The following is a 19,623-nucleotide window of genomic DNA, read 5'->3' as shown; positions in this document are numbered from 1 at the left end:
TTTATATTATTATTTTAACTTTTAATCGTTAATTGTCCAAGATAAATAATACATAGAACCTATTAAACCAGAACCTGGTGCTACTATATATTCTTTTCCTGTTAAGTTAGTTCCACCTAATTTAAACCTTGATTTTAAAGAAGGTACACTATAGTTAATTTGAGCATCTAAAATAGTTCTTGCATCTACAATACCATCTAAGAATCTAGACTCCCACACAAACTTATCTTGCCAACGTACATTTACATTAAATCCTAAGTTCTTTAATATATTTGGATTTCCAAACTGGAACTTAACTTTATGCTCTGGTGTATTAAACCCTGGCTTAAACTCAACGTCTGTACTCTTATCAAAAGTAAATCTAGCCCAGTTATAAGCTAATCCAACATCAAATTTCTTAAATATTTTCGTTTTTAAACCTAAACCTGCTCCGTATGAAGAAACATCAGCATTAGAATTTGTTTTAATTGAAAAACGAGTTAAATCTCTATTATTCCATGCATTTACTAAATCCTGATCCGGAACTCCGTTAGCATCAAAACTTCCATAGTGAGCAACGAATGCAACTTTTTCAGTTAAAAAGTCTTCATAATCGTTATAATATCCATTTAAATCAATCTCTAATAAATTAGTATCTGTTAAATTAAATACTCCACGGTATCCTGCCTCAAAAGACCTTACTTTCTCTGGTTTTACTAAACCATAATTTGCTTGCAATGGAGTTCCATTTGCTACTGAAAGAGCAGAAAAAGATCTATTAATTGCATCTCTACCTGTTAATACTGATGTTGTAGATGGTGCATTTGCTCCTCTATTAGTAACAGTAACTGAATATCTATCTAAATTCTCTCCTGCTGTTCCTAATATATGAGTTGCTCCACTAAAGAAACCAATATACTGATCTTGTGTTGTAGGATTACGGAAACCTGTTTGGAAAGATCCTCTTAATACGTGATCTTTATTTTCTCCTAAACCATAACTTAACGATACCCTAGGTGAAAAATTTCCTTTAAAGTTTTCTGACTTATCATAACGCACTGAACCTGTAAACTTTAAACGATTGTCTAAAAACTTTTTCTGTAACTGTGTATAAAAACCGAACTCATCAAATGAAATTCTAGAATTTGAATCGGTATAAATGTTACCTTGAGAGTTTAATTTAAATAATCGGTAACTACCTCCTACTTGTATTTCTCCCCAATCTATAATATCTCTAAAGTTATAGTTAGCATCTGCATGATAAAAAGCTGATTTATCAAAAATCTTTACTCCTGAACTTGCATCTGAAGTTACTTCATTCAATGCTGCTTCAAATTCTGGTGTTCCTGGAACTAATCTTCCAGAATCTGCTTGAGTTCTTGCTGTTAAGTGAGCTATTTGCGCATTATTTGCTGGTACTCCTGGAATATTACCTGTAAAGGCAGCTGCATAAGCTCCTATATACTCTGAATACCACTGGTTATTTGATTTCCATCTTTCGTTTAAGTTAATAGCTGCAAAACGTGTATCGAAAGAATTACCTCCATCATTTTCTGAATAATATCCTCTAACAAAATAGTTTTTACCAATTAACTCTAATTTATGCTGTTGTAAAAAGAAATCTTTTAACGAATATCTATTTACTCCTTGATATACATTATTATCTCCTCTATTATAACGTGAATTCCAAACAATCTCTAAATCTTCATTCCCAAAAGGGCGGTAGTGTAATGAAGCATCAAACTTTAAGCTATTTGCCTTATAATCTAATAACTCTTTTTCTTTATAACCTGTTCTACTTACATCAACTCCTCCTTGGAATAATGGTGCTAAAGCATTTATAGCTGGATTATTGCTTCCTAAAACTAATCGCTCTAAATCCTGAGATACTTCATCTCCATAAACGTTTACCCCATCATAATTTGGATCTGAACCTATATCACCTGCTATTCTATAACCAGATGTAACTACACCACCAATTCCTGTAGTATTTTGAATATCATCTGCATGCCAATCTTCTCCTTCAAAATACGTTAAATTAACCTTAGCAGCTAACTTATTTGTAAATGCATATGCCATACGTACACCAACATTATAAAACTCATTATTACCTGCTGCATTTTGACTTGTAATACCTGATTTAATGTATGTGCTTATACCATTGTATTCAAATGGATTTTTACTTTTAGCTAATAAGATACCATTAAATGCATTTGCCCCATAAAGTGCTGATGCTGCTCCTGGTAATATCTCTACACTTTCAACATCTAATTCAGAAATACCTGCTAAATTTCCTACAGAGAAATTAAAGATTGGCACTGAATTATCTACTCCATCAATTAACTGTACAAAACGAGTATTTTCAAAAGGGGAGAAACCTCTAGTATTTACAGATTTAAATCCGATACTATTTTCGTTTACATCTACCTCTTTTAAATTAGCTAAACCATCATAAAAAGACAACGCTGTGTTCTTTTTAATATCGTTTAACCCTAAACGTTCAATTGTTACTGGCGATTCTATAATTCTCTCTGGAGCTCTTGATGCTGAAATTACAACTTCATCTAAAGATGTACTCTCTTTAAGAATTATATTTAACTCTTGATTTGCTTCTGTTACTTCAACTATTTCAGTTTTATAACCTATAGCAGATACTTCTATGGTAAATGGAAAAGTCTCTTGCTTTGTTAAAGAAAAATTACCATCGATATCTGTGTTAGTTTTTTGCTTTGATGTTTTAACACTAGCCCCTGGGAAAGGTTCTAAGTATTCATCATAGACTTTACCACTTATAGTTTGTGCCATTGACACAATACTATATAAGGCAAAAAAAACAATAAGTAATTTTTTGTTCATAAATAAGGGTTTTTAATTGTAGTATTTAAAAATAAAGATTGGAAGAATTACTAATTATTCTTCCAAAGAAAATGAAATAGGGAAACCATATTTAACGGAAGTTTTTTCCCCATTTTTCTTTGCAGGTATAAACCTAGGTAGTTGAGCGACTACTCTTTTAGCCTCATCATTTAAAATCTCTCCTCCTTTTGGTCCTAAAGTTTTTACATTCGAAATGTTTCCGTTTTTATCTATAACAAAACGGATCCAAACATCTCCTTGAATTCTTTCTCTGACTGCTTTACCTGGATAACGGAAATACTTTTGAATATGTTTAATCATTTCCATATTAAAACAGTTCATTCTATCACTCTTTTTCGAGTTTCTACAAGATTCGAATAAAGGTATTTTATCAACAGCACTAAACTTAGAAGCTTTTCTTAATTCTTCTGCTGATAAATTATTAGTAATATTTGCTATATTATTTTTAAGAGCTAATGATTCTTTTAACTCTGAAGAACTATCTATACTTGAAACTCCTGAAGTATTTAAGTGAGAAGCATTATTAACTGCAGAACGTTTTTTAATATCTTCCCTCTTTTTTAGGTATCTACTTCTAGAAGACGATACTCTAACCGTAATTTGTCTTGTTTTTTTACTTTTTTTTGATTCTTTTATAGTACACTTTGTTATACTATTTACATCAAAAGAATCCTCTGGTGTTTCACAGACTTCTTTTTGGGCTACCAAATTAATAGAAAAAGAAGAAGCTAATATTAAAAATAATAACTTTCTCATACTTATGGGGTATTAGTGTTATGGTTATTTAACAATTACAACAGAATTAAAGTCGATAAGCCTGTTTATAACTTTCACTAAGGCTGTTTTTTTAACAGTTTTTTAGGGGGAGGGAATATAATACACCTTAGAGACTGCAAATTTTATACTAAAATTTAATATTTACAATTTTTTAACATAGAAAATACTCGTTTTTATGATTTTTTCATATAAACGAGTGTATTTTTTAATAAAAACTAGAATTCTTTTCTATTCAATAGTAAAATTTAAGAAAAAATTGAGTTCTAGTATTAAATATATATACAAAAAGCCCATCAAATTGATGGGCTTTTAATTATATTGTTAAATATTATTACTCTAAACTGAAAACTATAGGAAATTCATATAATACATCTATAGATTTATTTTTATGTTTTCCTGGTTTAAAATCTGGCAATAATGAAACTATTCTTTCTGCTTCTTTTCTTAAAATTTTGTGGACATTTTCTCCTTCTATCTTAATATCCTTAACTTCTCCATAAGAATCTATTACAAAGCTCACATTTAAACTTCCTTCAATACCTCTTTCCAATGCTTTTTCAGGATATCTAAAGTTGTCTGTTATATGCTTTTCCATTTCTTGATTAAAACAATCAAATGCATCTAATGTAGAATCTGAGCAATTTTTAAACATCGGGATTTGCTCTACAACATCGAAAGAAACATTCATTTCTTTTTTCTCTACACTTTTAATTTCTTTTAAGGAATGTTTTTCTAATTCATTGTCTGTTTTAATACCAGTAATATTGTTTGTTTTTAAATCACCTGCTAATAAAACAGCTTTACTTAAGTATGTACGCTTTTTAAAATACCTCTTGCTTGAAATTATTACATCTTTTTTATTAGGCTTTTTGGTAATTTTTATTTCTTTTACCTTACACTTATTAATCTCATTTACATCAATTATTACTTCATTCTTCGTCTCACAAACTTCCTGAGAGAAAATTTGTGTTACAGTGAAGAACATCAATAATATTGTGAGTACATTTTTCATTTAAATCAAATTAGATTAACGTATATAAAATCTGAGTTTTTAAACAATAGAGATAATCTATCGTTTTAAAATCCTTTCTTGATTTTTTATAAGTTAAATGATAAAAAAATTGACTAGATAGTCGTAGCTAGTTTTTTATTTGAAAAAAATGATCAAGGAAATGGTCAAATATTCTATTCTGGGTAAGTGTGTTATTTCTCATTTTCAGGGGGTTAAAATGGTTAAAAAAACTGATTTATAACTACTTAAAAAATATATCTTTTATTTATTAAGGGAATCTAAATATAATAAAAAAGAACTTAAATAACAAAATATTCAAGTTCTTTTTAGGTTAAACGTTTATCAAGTTATGTTAAAGTTTTAATATTCTTGGTATAAGAAATCGTTATACGGAAAGCGTTGTATATGGATTTTTTTTACCTCTTCATATACCTTTTCTTTAAAATCCTCTAAATTACTTTTATTTAACGCTGAAATAAAAATACTTTCTTTTTCTATATCTTTCATCCATGTTTTTTCCCAGTCAGAAAGTGTATAATGTGCTTTTGTTTTCTCGGTTATTAAATCATCTTCATCAATAACTTCATGTGTATAAGCATCTATTTTATTAAAAACCATTACAGTAGGTTTATGAACGGAATTTATCTCATCTAATATTTTATTTACAGACGCAATATGGTCTTCAAAATTTGGATGAGAAATATCTACTACATGTAATAATAAATCTGCTTCTCTAACTTCATCTAAAGTTGATTTAAATGACTCTACTAATTGAGTAGGTAATTTTCTAATAAATCCAACAGTATCTGTCATTAGAAAAGGAATGTTTTTAATCACTACTTTTCTAACTGTTGTGTCTAATGTTGCAAATAGCTTGTTTTCTGCAAAAACATCACTTTTACTTACTACATTCATTAATGTAGACTTTCCTACATTTGTATAACCAACCAGAGCTACTCGTACCATTTTACCTCTGTTCTTTCTCTGAACAGCCATTTGCTTATCAATAGTAACTAACTTCTTTTTAAGCAATGATATCTTATCACGAATTATACGACGGTCTGTTTCTATCTCCGTTTCTCCTGGTCCACGCATACCAATACCTCCTTTTTGTTTATCAAGGTGAGTCCACATTCTTGTTAATCGTGGTAATAAGTATTGATATTGAGCAAGTTCTACCTGCGCTTTGGCTGAACTTGTTTGAGCTCTATTTGCAAAAATATCTAGAATTAAATTTGTTCTATCTAGTATTTTACAGTTTAAAAAATTCTCTATATTTCTTAATTGTGCAGGAGATAATTCATCATCAAAAATTGCTGTTCCTATATTGTGCGATTCTATATAAGCTCTTACCTCTTCTAACTTTCCTGTTCCTAGAAAAGTTTTTGGGTTAGGCTTATCTAATTTTTGCACAAAACGCTTAACTGCTACTCCTCCAGCTGTTAAAGTTAAAAACTCTAATTCATCTAAATATTCCTCTGATTGTTTTTCGTCTTGATGTTGGGTTATAATACCAATTAAAACCGCTTTTTCAGATATGGCTTCACGTGTTTCTATCATAAGGTGCAAAAGTACAAATTTATCAACTTAGCTCCTCGATATTATTTTCGTTACTTTTTTCTTTAATTCTGGTAAAATATCCTTTTCAAACCATGGATTTTTAGTTAACCAAAATCTATTTCTTGGAGATGGATGTGGCAAAGCAAAATACTTTGGTAAATATTCTTCGTAATGATTTACTGTTTCTGTTAATGTCTTTTTAGCTGCTTCTTTTAAATAATATTTCTGTGCATACATCCCAATCAACAATACCAATTCTACGTTTTGCATCTTATTTATCAATAGCTCATGCCATTTAGGAGCACATTCTTTTCTTGGTGGTAAATCTCCAGATTTTCCTTTTCCCGGATAACAAAACCCCATTGGAATAATCCCAAAATTAGTAACATTATAAAATTGTTCATTAGTAACTCCTAGCCAAGCTCTTAGTTGTTTACCACTTGCATCATCCCAAGGTATTCCAGATTTATGAACTTTAGTCCCAGGTGCCTGACCTATTATAATAATTTTTGAATCCTTATTTGCAAACACCACTGGTCTTGGTTCAATAAAGTTTTCGCATACTCTACATTTCTGTATCTCTAATAACAACTCTTTCATTTGATAAAGTTAACATTAAAGCACAAAAAAAACACTCGTCTTATCATAAAACGAGTGTTCCTTTTTCAAAATTTGTTATTGCTTAGTGGTTAATTGCGTAACCAGCAGCTTTTCCAAACTCAGCTAACCGAGCTAAAATGTTTTTAAAAAAATTTTGAATCCCCTTAAGTAATTTTTTTTTCATGATTGTATTTATTAATTCCCCTTATGCAAATATAAGGATTTAAAACACTGTTTACCAGTAAATTACAAAACCATGTATGAATGGTAAATTATTATGTATAAATGGTATTGAGTGTTTTATAATTTGTTAAACACAATCTAAAAAAACAATATTTTTAAAACTTTATAAAGTCATTAAACGCCACATAGTATGGCTGATCCTTAAAAACTGGCAGATCTACACTTTCTGCATTTGCTATACCTACACCTGCAAACCAAACTTTTGCATTGTGTTTTTTTGCATGCTCTTTAAATGTTTCCATCCATAAAACATCATATTCCTCAGGTGATTGAATATTATTGGTAGTTTTTACAATCACAAAAATTGTGGGTTCTCCCTTTTTAAACAAAACAAACTGAGGATGTCTTTTTAGCTCACTATTAATTGCAACAAATTCAAAGCCTTTTTCTTGCAGTTCTTTCCCCACAATATTCATTCCTAAATTATGAAGTTCTTGCTCTGTAAGTGCTCTCATTACTTTCTTTTGTTTCTTTTATTGTAGTTTTTATCTCCTCTAGTTTTTGGTTTCTTATACTTTTTAGCAATTTCTCTTCTATAAGAACCACCTTGATTTGTTTTTTTATTTTTTTCTTTCTTTTCGTGAAAAGCTGGTCCCGGAACATATTCTTGTGATGTTCTATTTTTGGAAATTTCTCGCTCTTCTTTTGGTCGCTCTTCTTCAGTTAATTGTTTCGTTATTTCAACTTGCTCTGGAATATCTAACTTAGGAATCTCATAATTCATCAATTCCTCAATACGCTTTTTAGCCTCTTGCTCTTTTTCTGTTGAAAATAATATTGTTTTTCCTTCATGTTCAGCTCGACCAGTACGACCAATTCTATGCATATAGTTTTCTGGAAAATGTGGTGTATTAAAATTAATTACATGTGTAACTTCTTCTAAGTCTAAACCACGTGCAATAACGTCTGTAGCTATTAAAATTCTCTTTTCTCCTTTATTAAACTGCTCAATAGATCGTAAACGATAGTTCTGAGTCTTATTTGAATGAATTACACATGATTGTGAAGGATACTCCTCTTTTAGGCATTCAAATAATCTATCAGCATTTCTTTTGTTAGGTGCAAAAATTAATACTTTACTAAACTCCGATTTATCTAATAGCAATTCGTTTAATAAATTAACCTTTGTATAAAAGTTTGGAACATCATAACACACTTGTTTTATATTATCTAATGGTGTACCACTAACTGCTATTGCTATTTTCTTAGGCCCTATAAAGAAATCATCGATCAAGGCTTCAACATCTTCAGTCATTGTTGCTGAAAACATAATATTTTGACGTCTTGGAGGAAGTATATCAAAAATGTTTAGTAATTGAAATCTAAATCCTAAATCTAGCATTACATCAACTTCATCTATTACTAACTTTTGAATTGATTTCAACTTTAACACATTACTCAATGCTAAATCATATAAGCGTCCTGGTGTGGCTACTATAATATCTGCTCCTTGCATTACAGCTTCCTTATGGCGATTTAAATTTACACCTCCATAAACACCAATTGTACGCAGTGTTATATATTTTGCTAATTTTTCAATCTCCTCAACTACCTGTACAACCAACTCTCTTGTAGGTACTAAAATAAGTACTCTAGGATGTTGCTGTTTAGAGAACTTTAAATCTCTAAGTATTGGCAACATATAGGCAAAGGTTTTACCTGTACCTGTTTGTGCTATACCTACAACATCTTTACCCGACCTTACAATAGGATAAGCCTGTTCTTGTATTGGTGTTGGATTAACAAAACCAAGGTCTTCTATTGAATTACGTAACGCGTTTGATAAGTCTAAATCCTGAAAAGAAATCATTTATGCAAAATTTGTGCAAAGGTACGGTTTCTATCACCAAGTACAACATCTATATTATTTTGAAAAAAAATAAACTTTATTCATCAAAAGCACTCTCATAAAAATACACTTACAATGAAAGCATTTATATTTTCTGCTAGATGAAAATAGTTTTTGAATAACTGTTTTTTTCTTTATTCTTAAATATTTTGAATTACATCTTGGACAACTCATGATTATTTTTGTTCAAAAGTATTAATTAAGTATCCCCTTAAAATCACCCATAATGGGTGATTTTAAGAGCAAGTATCATCAAAAAAACATAGAATTAATCAAAATACTTTCCGAATGGCTTCTAATTATTTCTAAAAAGCAAAAAACCAACGCTATGCGTTGGTTTTTTTATATAAAGAGAAATATTTCTATCCTCCAAAGTCATCAAATCGGATGTTTTCGTCATCAAGACCAAAATCTTCTCCCATTTTTTGTACTGCTTTGTTCATTAATGGTGGTCCACAGAAGTATAATTCTAAATCTTCTGGGGCATCATGTTTAGATAAATATTGGTCTATTACAACTTGGTGAATAAACCCAACGAAACCATCTCCAGCCTCATCGTTAATATCTTTTTTAACTTTCCAGTTATCTTGCTCTAAAGGCTCTGATAAAGCTAAGTAGAACTTAAAGTTTGGAAAATCTTTTTCTAATGCTCTAAAGTAGTGAATGTAAAATAATTCTGCTTTAGAACGACCTCCATACCAATATGTAACCTTTCTACCAGTTTTTAAAGTTTTAAATAAGTGATAAATGTGCGAACGCATTGGTGCCATACCAGCTCCTCCACCTACATATAACATTTCTGCTTCAGATTCATTGATAAAGAACTCACCATAAGGTCCTGAAATAGTTACTTTATCTCCTGGTTTTTGGTTGAAAATATAAGATGATGCTACACCTGGATTAACATCCATCCATCCACCTTTAGCACGGTCGAAAGGAGGTGTTGCAACACGAACATTTAACATGATTTCACGCCCTTCTGCAGGGTAAGAAGCCATAGAATATGCTCTTTCTACTATTTCAGTATTCTTCATTACTAATGGTCTAAGATTAAACTTATCCCAATCAGCCTCAAATTTATTTGGTTCACCTGGATGATCTTGTGGATGTGCTGTAATATCCATATCTGAATATTTAATCTCACACTCAGGAATTTCAATCTGAATATATCCTCCAGCTTTATAGTCCATTTCTTCAGGAATTTCAACTACGAATTCCTTAATAAAAGTTGCTACGTTATAGTTACGTACTACTGTTGCTTCCCATTTCTTAATTCCAAAAATTTCTTCAGGAATAGAAATATCCATGTCTTGTTTTACTTTTACTTGACATGCTAAACGGATACCGTGTTGTAATTCTTTACGTGTAAAGTGAGGAGTTTCTGTTGGTAAAGCTTCACCTCCACCTGAATTTACGTGACACTCACATTGTACACATGATCCACCTCCACCACATGCTGATGGTAAGAAGATTTTTTCGTTTCCTAAGGTAGATAATAAGGTACCTCCTGAAGCTACTTCAATTGTTTTATCACCGTTAATCGTAATCTTTACAGGTCCCGATGGTGCTAATTTTTGTTTTACAAATAATAACAATCCTACTAAAACTAATACAATTGCTAAGAATGCTACTACAGTTACAGCTACTGTTCCTCCAGTACTTACTTCTAAAAACATCATTATTCTGTAATTTTTTTAGTGTTATCAGCTAATTCTTTAGTATCCTCTTTTATCTCTTGCTTCTTCTCTTCTATTTTGATTTCTGCTTTAGGAGCTTCTTCTTTTTTTCCTTCGTCATCTCCTCCTGTTAACATTCCACCAAAACTCATGAATCCGATAGCCATTAAACCAGTAATGATAAAAGTGATTCCTAATCCTCTTAACGCTGGTGGCACAGATGAATATCTAATTTTTTCACGAATAGCTGCAATAGCTAAAATTGCTAAAAACCATCCAATTCCTGATCCAATTCCATAAGTTAATGATAAACCTAATGTTGGAATTTCACGAGATTGCATAAATAAAGACCCTCCTAAAATTGCACAGTTTACTGCAATTAACGGTAAGAAAATACCTAAAGAGTTGTATAAAGCTGGTGCAAATTTCTCTACAATAATTTCTACTAATTGTACCATGGTTGCAATTGTTGCAATAAACATGATAAATGATAAGAAACTTAAATCATAGTCTGCATACTCTGCTCCTAACCAAGATAAAGCTCCTGGCTGTAATAAATATTGATCTAACAACCAGTTAATTGGTACAGTTACTGCTAATACGAATATTACAGCAGCTCCTAAACCTACAGCTGTTGATACTTTTTTAGATACTGCTAAGTAAGAACACATTCCTAAGAACGTAGCAAAAACCATGTTATCTATAAATATCGACTTGAAAAATAATTCTATATGTTCCATTTTCTATATTTTTTTAATGAAATCTAACGATGTTAGTCTTCAATTAATGCTTTGTTTCTACTACGTTGTACCCAAATAATAATACCTACAACGATTAATGCCATTGGTGATAATAACATGAATCCGTTATTCTCATATCCAATAGAATATAATCCAGTCTTTTCAATTGGGTCTCCTAATACTTTAAATCCTAATAAAGTACCAGAACCTAATAATTCTCTAAAGAAACCTACTGCAATTAAAATTACAGCATATCCTAAAGCATTTCCAATTCCATCTAAAAATGATCTCCATGGTCCATTTCCTAAAGCAAATGCTTCAAAACGCCCCATGATAATACAGTTGGTAATAATTAATCCTACGAATACAGATAAGGTTTTACTTAATTCATAAGCAAAAGCTTTTAATACCTGATCTACAATAATTACTAAAGCAGCTACTACTACTAACTGTACAATAATTCTAATTTTTGATGGTATAATGTTTCTCATTAAAGAGATTACTACATTTCCTATTCCTAATACAAATAATACAGAAATAGACATTACAATAGATGCCTTTAATTCTGCTGTAATTGCTAATGCAGAACAAATACCTAATACTTGAATTGTAATTGGGTTATTATCTGCTAATGGGTCAGTAATTAACGCTGCGTCTTTCTTTGATAAAAGTCCCATATCTTATAATTTTATTTTATTAGATTCTTTTAATGACTTGAAGAAAGGTAAGTATAATCCTAACTCTGACTTAATCATAGCAGCAACACCGTCTCCAGTAATTGTAGCTCCTGCAATTGCATCTACTTCATTATCATTTTTATCTTCATTCTTCGGATCGTTATTCGATTTAGAAACAGTAATTCCTTTAAAAACACCATTGCTCATTAAATTTTCACCGATAAAATCGTCCATAAAATAACGTTGCTTAATGTTAGCTCCTAATCCTGGTGTTTCTCCTTTGTGATCGAAGAAAGCTCCTTGAACTACCATATTTGCATCCATTGCAACATATCCCCAAATAGCATCCCAAAGACCTTTACCTCTAATTGGTGCTATATAAAACGTTTTACCGTCTTTTTCACCAACAAATAATGGTAACTTTCTTTCATTTCCTGCTTTTGCAGATGTTTGTTGTTTTTTAACATCAATTAAATACGCTTTGTCATCTTCAGTTACTTTGTCTCCTTCAATAACTAATTGTTTTTTGATGTATTTTGAAAACTCATCAGCTACTTTGTCTTTTGAAACAAAGATTGCACTGCTTTCATCGTTTTCATTTACACCCATTGCGTATAAAATATTTTGTTGCTTTTCTATACGTTTATTTCCATCAATCATTGGTCGAAGCGATGATGCTGTAAACGCTAACAAAGCTCCTACTACTAATACCATACCTATGGCAAAAAGTAGCGTATATCCATTGCTTTCTGTTTTCTTACTCATAATTAGGCAGTTTTAACTTTAGCACGTTTTAATCTTCTCTTAACATTTCCTTGAACCACATAGTGATCAATTGTTGGAGCAAATACGTTCATTAATAAAATAGCTAACATTACTCCTTCTGGATAAGCTGGGTTAAATACACGGATCATGATTGAAATAAATCCAATGAAGAAACCGTAAATCCATTTTCCTTTGTTTGTTTGTGCAGCCGATACTGGATCTGTAGCCATATAAACTGCTCCAAATGCAAAACCACCAATTAATAAATGTTTCCAGAAGTCTAAACTCATTAATCCGTAAAACTTACTTGTTTCACCAATCCATCCCATTTCTACAACTTGGTTAAAGATGAATCCCATTACTAAGGCTCCAATTACTGAAGATAACATAATTCTCCAGCTACCAATTTTTGTAAAGATTAAGAATAAACCTCCTAATAAAATTAAGAAAGTGGATGTTTCTCCTACCGAACCTGGAATAAATCCGAAGAACATATCTGACACTGAGAAATTAGTTGTAGCATTTTGCGCTAAACTTCCTAACATTGTTTCTCCTGAAATTGCATCAGCAGTTCCTGCTAATTCTCTTGCTCCAGCTACCCATACTTTATCTCCCGACATCCAAGTTGGATATGCGAAGAATAAAAATGCACGGATTGTTAATGCTGGATTTAAGATATTCATTCCTGTTCCTCCAAATACTTCTTTACCAATTACAACTCCAAATGCAACTGCAACTGCTAACATCCATAATGGTAAATCTATAGGTACAATTAACGGAACTAACATTCCTGTTACTAAGTATCCTTCTTCTATTTCATGTCCTTTAATGATACAGAATACAAATTCTATTGCTAAACCAACAACATAAGAAACAATTACTAATGGTAATATTTTAGCTGCTCCAACTAATAAATTGTCTAAGTTCCAAAATTCTCCACTGAAGAAAGACATTCCTTCTGTAAATCCATTAATAGCTGCGTGGTGTTGATATCCTGCATTAAACATACCAAATAGTAAACATGGAACTAACGCCATAATTACTATATTCATTGTACGTTTTAAATCATCTGCTGCCTTGATATGAGTTCCTCCGTGAGTTGTCTCATTTGGCAAGTATAAGAAAGTATGGAAACCATTAAATAGCGGAGCCATTTTAGTTCCTTTATACTTTTCTTTTAAATTATGTAAATTTTGTTTTAAGCCCATATCTTATCCTAATTCTTCTCTCATTAAATCTAATCCTTCACGAATTATTTTCTGGTGAGGTTGTTTAGATACACAAATAAATTCTGTTAACGCAAAATCTTCTGGTGCAATTTCATATGCTCCTAATCCTTCCATTTCGTCAAGATCTTTATACATACAAGCTTTTAATAATTGCAACGGATAGATATCTAATGGAAATACTTCTTCGTAAGAACCTGTTACTACAAAAGCTCTATGCTCCCCATTAGTATTTGTATTTAAATCGTATTTTTTCTTTGGGTTTAACCAAGAAAAAGTTAATGCTCTAGAAGTTGAGATTTTATTAAATACTGGTTTATTCCAACCGAAGAATTCATAATCATCTCCTTCTGGAATTGCAGTTACCTGATTATCATAGTATCCTAAGAAACCGTTTTCATCAACTTGTAATCCACTTAATATGTTTCCTGAAACTACACGTGCATTATCTGCATCTAAATTTCCTTTAACTACATCAGCTATTTGAGCTCCAGCTAAAACAGTAACATATTGTGGCTTATTAAACTTAGAACCAGCTAAAGCAACGGTACGTTTTGCATTAAATTTACCTGTTAATAATAGTTCACCTATTATTACTAAGTCTTGTGGAGTAACTACCCACACAACTTCCCCTTTGTTTATCGGGTCAATTTGTGCTATTTGTGTACTTACATTCCCTATTGGGTGCGGACCTGATACATTGTGCAATTCAACACCTTTCATGCTCTTGAATGGAGATAATGTTGAATTTTTTGCAACTGACACATGTACTTTACCTTCTGTTAACTTTGTTAACGCAGTTAAAGCTGCCTGTAATTCAGCTTCCTTACCTTTTAATGCATAATCATAATCTGCTGCTAGAGGTGCACTTGCGTAGGCTGATACAAAAATTGCTTTTGGTGCTTGATTTGGATTTGCTACAATATCGTATGGACGTTGCTTTACAAATGGCCAACAACCTGAAGCAAATAAGTGATTTTTCACTTCTTCTCCAGACATTGAATCAACATCTTTCTTTCCAAAATCTTTGTATTCCTGCTGTGCATCAGCAGTGATTTTAATTGCTAAAACTTTTCTTCGTGCTCCACGAACGATTTCTGTAATTTTTCCACTAACAGGACTAGCAAATAAAATACGCTCATCACTTTTTGCATGAAAAAGTGCTTGACCTACTTTTACTTCTGTACCTTCTTTAGCTAAAATTTTAGGAATAACGCCGTGAAAATCATCTGGCTTTACTGCAAATGTACTACCCAATGGAAGTTCGGTAGTAACTTGTTCTGCCTCGCCAACTAGCTTGATGTCCAAGCCTTTCTTAATACGGATGTCTTTTGACATAGGAACTGATTAATTTGATTTTCTTAAAAAACATGCAAATTTACAGATTTTCAATTTTTTTGGTAAGCATTTGTATTTTTATCTTTTAGAGTTCTCTTTATTTATACCTATTCTAAATAAAGAAGTTTATCTTTGGTCTATATTTTGATACATTCCTATCTATGATAAAACATATTTTATTTTTAATTTCTTTTAGCCTCTCAATTCAGTTAGGTGCTCAAAACATAAAAACGATTCAGTTGCGCCCCAAAAACAGCAACAATCAATTTTCTGCTATTATTCCTTTAGGCAGTGTTCTAACATTATCATTTGATGATTTAGATGCTGATAGCAAGGAATATCAATATAAAATACAACACATGACACATGATTGGAAACCTAGTAACATTACTACCAATCAATACATTGATGGATTTGACCAAATTGAAATAGTCAACTTCAGCAACTCCTTTAACACATTACAACCCTACACTCATTATTCAGTTGATTTACCAAATCAAAATACTGTAATTACTAAAAGTGGTAATTATCTAATTTCCGTATTAGATGAAGACTACGAAGTTGTGTTTACTAGACGCTGTGTTTTTTATGAAAATATTACTACGGTTGGTGTGGCTGCATTTAGAAGTAGAGACACCAAATCTAACAACCAAAAACAAACAGTTCAATTTGCCGTAAATCACCCCGATTTACAAATCAACAATCCCAATCAAGAAATAAACATTACCCTATTTCAAAACCATAACTGGAGCACAGCAATAAACAATATCCAACCTCAATTTATTAAACCTCAACAACTTTTATATAATCATACTCTTGCTACTAATTTCTGGGGTGGAAATGAATTCTTAAACTTCGATAGTAAGTTTATAAGAACAACCAGTTTAAACATTGCAAAAGTTGAACGTAAAGATATTTACAATAGCTATTTATACACCGACGAACAAAGAGCAGATAAAATATACACCTACAATCCTGATATTAATGGTCAGTTTATTATTAGAACTATGGATTCTAATCTTCCAAATACGGAAGCTGATTATTCGTTGGTACATTTTTCACTAGACGCCTTTGAACCTTTAGAAGACAAAAGCATTTATGTTTATGGCGCTTACAACAACTATAGACTAACCGATGAAAACAAAATGAAGTACAACTCTAAAGGCAGAATTTACGAAGCTTCTATTTTACTTAAACAAGGCTTTTACAACTATAGTTATGTTACTCTGGACAAGAATAACCTGATTAATCTGAATGAAATCGACGGTTCTTTTTTTCAAACCGAAAACGAATATACTGTTATCGTATATTACAAACCTTTCGGCGAAACTTACGACCGTGTAATCGGAGTTGGTATGGGGTATTTTAACCAAAATAGGTAATTTGCAAGTGTCTTAAACGACTTAAGACGTAAAAAAACCTTATATTTATACTATGTTTCAGCAAATAACTAGGGGGATAAAAATATCTGTTAAAACAACATTCAATGGTCCGATTTATCATGCAAATCGATTCCGAAATGCTTTTAGCTATTACATATCTATCGAAAACACTTCGAAAGACACTGTAAAGCTATTAGGTCGTTTTTGGACTATTTTTGATGCCCTAAGCAATGTTGAATATGTTGAAGGAAGAGGAGTTGTTGGAGAAACTCCTACTTTAAAACCTAACGAGTCTTATAGTTACAAATCTAATTGTTTTTTACTTTCTTCTCTTGGAGCTATGAAAGGAAATTATAAAATGATTAACTTTGAAACTTCAGAAGAATTTCTTGTGACGATACCAACATTTCAACTAACGACGACTCCTACTTTAAACTGATGGGTAAAAAAAATAAAGTAGCAATTATAAAAGACCCTAATTGCTTAAATTGTGGACATCCTTTTATTCAAAATGAAAAATTTTGCCCTGAATGCGGCCAAAAAAACAAAGGAAAAAGAATCACTCTAAGAAGCTTTGTTCGCGAAGTTTTTGCTGGTTTTATTTCTTGGGATGCCAAATTTTGGAAAACTTTAATTCCGCTACTTATTAGACCCGGTAAAGTCTCTAGAGATTATATAGAAGGGAAGCGTACTAGATACGTTAACCCTTTTCGTTTTTATATAACTACTTCAATTATTTTCTTCTTAATTTTTGGTTTAATTTCTAGCTACAATAAATTTCAAAACTTCAACAAAGGTAATCTTAAAAAAGACACCTCTTTAATTTCTGAAATTCAAAAAGAAATAAACATTGATTCATTAAAAAACGAAACTAACAAGCGTCTTGAAAGAATACCTCTTGACTCCATTACCAAAAAGACTATTCTGGACGAAGTTAACCAAAAAGCTAACGACTCTATAAATAGTAAAATACCTGGTAAAATATCTTTTGGTGGAGGTACTAGACTAGACGAATTTATTGTATATAACCGTAAATATCCAGATGCCAATATCGATGACGCATTAGATAGTTTAAAATACGAAAAGACTTTCCTAAACAGGTTTTTTTATAGTAGAGCTGAAGTAGCAAACAGTTTTGTAGACAAAAAGGAAATGAGAGAACAATTTTTAAATCAGATGCTTTCTTATGGTTCTATTTCTCTCTTTATTTTACTACCTATTTTTACATTTTTCCTAAAAATATTTTACATAAGAAGAAGGTATACTTATGTAGAGCATTTAATATTTGTATTTCACACCCAAACAGTTTTCTTTCTATTAATTACACTGTATATTATCTTAGATTTCTTTACACAAACAGCCGAAGAAGGTATATTTACCCTTCTTTTCTTAATATACCTCTTTATAGCCATGAAAAGCTTTTATAAACAAGGTTATTTCAAAACCTTTGTAAAATTCTCTTTAATAAATATGGTTTATTTGTTCTTAGCTACTATAGGGATAGTAATTGTTGGAACTGCATCCTTTGCTTTGATTTAAGAAGTCAGTTATCTTGTACTTGTAAAACCTAAATAAAACTTTAGCTTTTATTTCAACTCTTGATAAATTGATTTTAAAGAAGATTCTTTTAAAGAAACAATCAACTCTAGCTGATTATCGTTACTAACCGTAGCTTTAATTTTTTGTACCTGTTTTAAATATTTATTGGACAACGTATAAAGACCTCTATTTTCTTCTAAATAACTCTCTACATTAAAAACTACTGAAAGCCTATTCTTTTTATCAACTGTAAAATCACCCACAGTATCATAAGTTGAAGACATCAACAATTCATCTTCTTCATTATTCGCATAGGTTTTAAAAAGTGGGTTTAATACCAACAACTCTTTTCCTTCTACATTTTGAATTCCTTTATTTCTCTTCAAATACTCGTAAACTTTATCCCCTCCTATTCTAAGACAAACATTAGGTAATAAGCTTTTATGAATTGATTTTTTTTCAACTTTATTAAAATCATCATCATATTCATAGGTAACAATAGTATCGTTTTTACTTTGAAAAGACTCTAAACTAAAGTCTATTTTTCCGTTCCAATAATTACGAAGAGAATCTAAAGATAAGTTTGTTAACTTCTTAAACTTTTCTTTTTTCTTTGCATCAATAGAAGAAAGAAGATACTCTTTATTTATTCTTCCAGAAAAAGAAGCTATTCCTTCTTTTAACTCCTGAGAATCGTATGCTAAAAAAGGACTATCCTCCTCATTCAACCCTCCTTTTAAAATCAATTTTTCTTGATCTTTTTCAAGCTCAAAAAAACCAAACTCTTTACTTTGAAAAGCTATTACTCCATTACTGTTTTTTAGTTTCAAAAGCTTTGCGTCATTCTCATTCAAATAACTTTTCTTTTCAAAAACTGTATTAAGCACCCGATCTATATTTGTTGTTTTTTTTAAGCTATAAACAACACTAAGCTTATTTTCTTTTAGAAGAAAAAACAGCTTTTTATATATAAAACAATCAATCCTGGTTTTATTCCCTATCAACTTTCCTTCTTTTTTTAAAAAGCTCACAAGACCAACCTTATCTTTTACTTCTACAGGACTGCTTACCCACAAATCTTTTAAAATAGTTGAATTTGTGTAGAAAAACACATTATTAGGAATCTCTATTTGATCAAAAAAAGAAATTCTTTTCTCGGAATTTGATTCTGAACTTTCTTCAAAATCTATATATGAAAGTGGATGAAGCACAACATCTTTTACAATGTTAAATTCAGCTTCACGTAAATTAATTCTTACAATGGCTTCTGCCGAAGTAGGTATAGTATTAGATAAATTTACAGTTGGATTATACCTAAAAAACCCAACTGTAAATATGATACTTAATATAAGTAAAATAGAATATACTATCTTTTTTATCATC

The 19,623-nt window shown here is 31.0% G+C and carries 17 protein-coding genes; 3 read left to right on the top strand and 14 right to left on the bottom strand.

Features of this window, described 5'->3' with window-relative positions; genetic code table 11:
• Window positions 1-21 precede the first annotated feature (21 nt).
• The 13 genes from ACOQN8_RS07935 to ACOQN8_RS07875 form a co-directional block, all read right to left on the bottom strand.
• Window positions 22-2,835, bottom strand: coding sequence for a TonB-dependent receptor (locus ACOQN8_RS07935; RefSeq protein ID WP_420552277.1), 2,814 nt, complete (start codon window positions 2,833-2,835; stop codon window positions 22-24).
• Window positions 2,836-2,889: 54 nt separating this feature from the next.
• Entirely contained in the window at window positions 2,890-3,612 is a 723-nt protein-coding gene (locus ACOQN8_RS07930) for an energy transducer TonB (protein WP_420552276.1), read from the bottom strand.
• A gap of 352 nt (window positions 3,613-3,964) precedes the next feature.
• Window positions 3,965-4,645: an energy transducer TonB gene (locus tag ACOQN8_RS07925; protein ID WP_420552275.1), complete on the bottom strand. Its 681-nt coding sequence runs from the start codon at window positions 4,643-4,645 to the stop codon at window positions 3,965-3,967.
• Window positions 4,646-5,005: 360 nt separating this feature from the next.
• Window positions 5,006-6,205 carry a GTPase HflX gene (hflX, locus tag ACOQN8_RS07920; RefSeq protein WP_420552274.1) on the bottom strand — a complete coding sequence of 400 codons (1,200 nt, stop codon included), beginning with the start codon at window positions 6,203-6,205 and terminating at the stop codon, window positions 5,006-5,008.
• 27 nt (window positions 6,206-6,232) lie between these two features.
• Window positions 6,233-6,805 (bottom strand): uracil-DNA glycosylase family protein, encoded by a 573-nt coding sequence (locus tag ACOQN8_RS07915; RefSeq protein ID WP_420552273.1) that lies wholly within the window; start codon window positions 6,803-6,805, stop codon window positions 6,233-6,235.
• A 338-nt stretch (window positions 6,806-7,143) separates the two neighbouring features.
• Window positions 7,144-7,503, bottom strand: coding sequence for a Na(+)-translocating NADH-quinone reductase subunit F (locus ACOQN8_RS07910; RefSeq protein WP_150900194.1), 360 nt, complete (start codon window positions 7,501-7,503; stop codon window positions 7,144-7,146).
• On the bottom strand, window positions 7,503-8,858 hold the full coding sequence (locus tag ACOQN8_RS07905) for a DEAD/DEAH box helicase (RefSeq protein WP_420552272.1): 1,356 nt from the start codon (window positions 8,856-8,858) through the stop codon (window positions 7,503-7,505). Before ACOQN8_RS07905 ends, ACOQN8_RS07910 begins: the two co-directional genes overlap by 1 nt.
• 401 nt (window positions 8,859-9,259) lie before the next feature.
• The gene (gene nqrF, locus ACOQN8_RS07900; protein WP_150900242.1) at window positions 9,260-10,573 is read right to left on the bottom strand and encodes an NADH:ubiquinone reductase (Na(+)-transporting) subunit F; all 1,314 of its coding nucleotides are present in this window, start codon (window positions 10,571-10,573) and stop codon (window positions 9,260-9,262) included.
• A gap of 2 nt (window positions 10,574-10,575) precedes the next feature.
• Window positions 10,576-11,313, bottom strand: a complete 738-nt coding sequence (nqrE, locus tag ACOQN8_RS07895; protein WP_420552271.1) for an NADH:ubiquinone reductase (Na(+)-transporting) subunit E — start codon at window positions 11,311-11,313, stop codon at window positions 10,576-10,578.
• A 32-nt stretch (window positions 11,314-11,345) separates the two neighbouring features.
• Window positions 11,346-11,990 (bottom strand): NADH:ubiquinone reductase (Na(+)-transporting) subunit D, encoded by a 645-nt coding sequence (locus ACOQN8_RS07890; protein ID WP_150900196.1) that lies wholly within the window; start codon window positions 11,988-11,990, stop codon window positions 11,346-11,348.
• Between the two features lie 3 nt (window positions 11,991-11,993).
• Complete coding sequence (locus ACOQN8_RS07885) at window positions 11,994-12,755, bottom strand: Na(+)-translocating NADH-quinone reductase subunit C (protein ID WP_150900197.1); 762 nt, start codon at window positions 12,753-12,755, stop codon at window positions 11,994-11,996.
• A 2-nt stretch (window positions 12,756-12,757) separates the two neighbouring features.
• On the bottom strand, window positions 12,758-13,963 hold the full coding sequence (locus ACOQN8_RS07880; protein WP_150900198.1) for an NADH:ubiquinone reductase (Na(+)-transporting) subunit B: 1,206 nt from the start codon (window positions 13,961-13,963) through the stop codon (window positions 12,758-12,760).
• A gap of 3 nt (window positions 13,964-13,966) precedes the next feature.
• Window positions 13,967-15,319 carry a Na(+)-translocating NADH-quinone reductase subunit A gene (locus tag ACOQN8_RS07875; RefSeq protein WP_420552270.1) on the bottom strand — a complete coding sequence of 451 codons (1,353 nt, stop codon included), beginning with the start codon at window positions 15,317-15,319 and terminating at the stop codon, window positions 13,967-13,969.
• Window positions 15,320-15,480: 161 nt separating this feature from the next.
• On the opposite strand from ACOQN8_RS07875, the gene ACOQN8_RS07870 reads away from it, so the two are divergent.
• From ACOQN8_RS07870 to ACOQN8_RS07860, 3 genes are read left to right on the top strand one after another with little or no spacing between them, the layout of a single operon-like run.
• Window positions 15,481-16,701, top strand: a complete 1,221-nt coding sequence (locus ACOQN8_RS07870) for a type IX secretion system plug protein (RefSeq protein ID WP_420552269.1) — start codon at window positions 15,481-15,483, stop codon at window positions 16,699-16,701.
• Between the two features lie 52 nt (window positions 16,702-16,753).
• Complete coding sequence (gene apaG, locus ACOQN8_RS07865; RefSeq protein ID WP_150900201.1) at window positions 16,754-17,140, top strand: Co2+/Mg2+ efflux protein ApaG; 387 nt, start codon at window positions 16,754-16,756, stop codon at window positions 17,138-17,140.
• Window positions 17,140-18,240 (top strand): DUF3667 domain-containing protein, encoded by a 1,101-nt coding sequence (locus tag ACOQN8_RS07860; RefSeq protein WP_420552268.1) that lies wholly within the window; start codon window positions 17,140-17,142, stop codon window positions 18,238-18,240. Before apaG ends, ACOQN8_RS07860 begins: the two co-directional genes overlap by 1 nt.
• Window positions 18,241-18,287: 47 nt before the next feature.
• Here the strand turns inward: ACOQN8_RS07860 and ACOQN8_RS07855 are convergent, their stop codons facing one another.
• Window positions 18,288-19,622 (bottom strand): hypothetical protein, encoded by a 1,335-nt coding sequence (locus ACOQN8_RS07855; RefSeq protein WP_420552267.1) that lies wholly within the window; start codon window positions 19,620-19,622, stop codon window positions 18,288-18,290.
• Between the last annotated feature and the right edge of the window lies 1 nt (window position 19,623).

The organism is Tenacibaculum aiptasiae, from assembly GCF_965221665.1.
Lineage (GTDB): Bacteria > Bacteroidota > Bacteroidia > Flavobacteriales > Flavobacteriaceae > Polaribacter > Polaribacter aiptasiae.
This window is presented reverse-complemented; position numbering and strand designations above follow the sequence as displayed.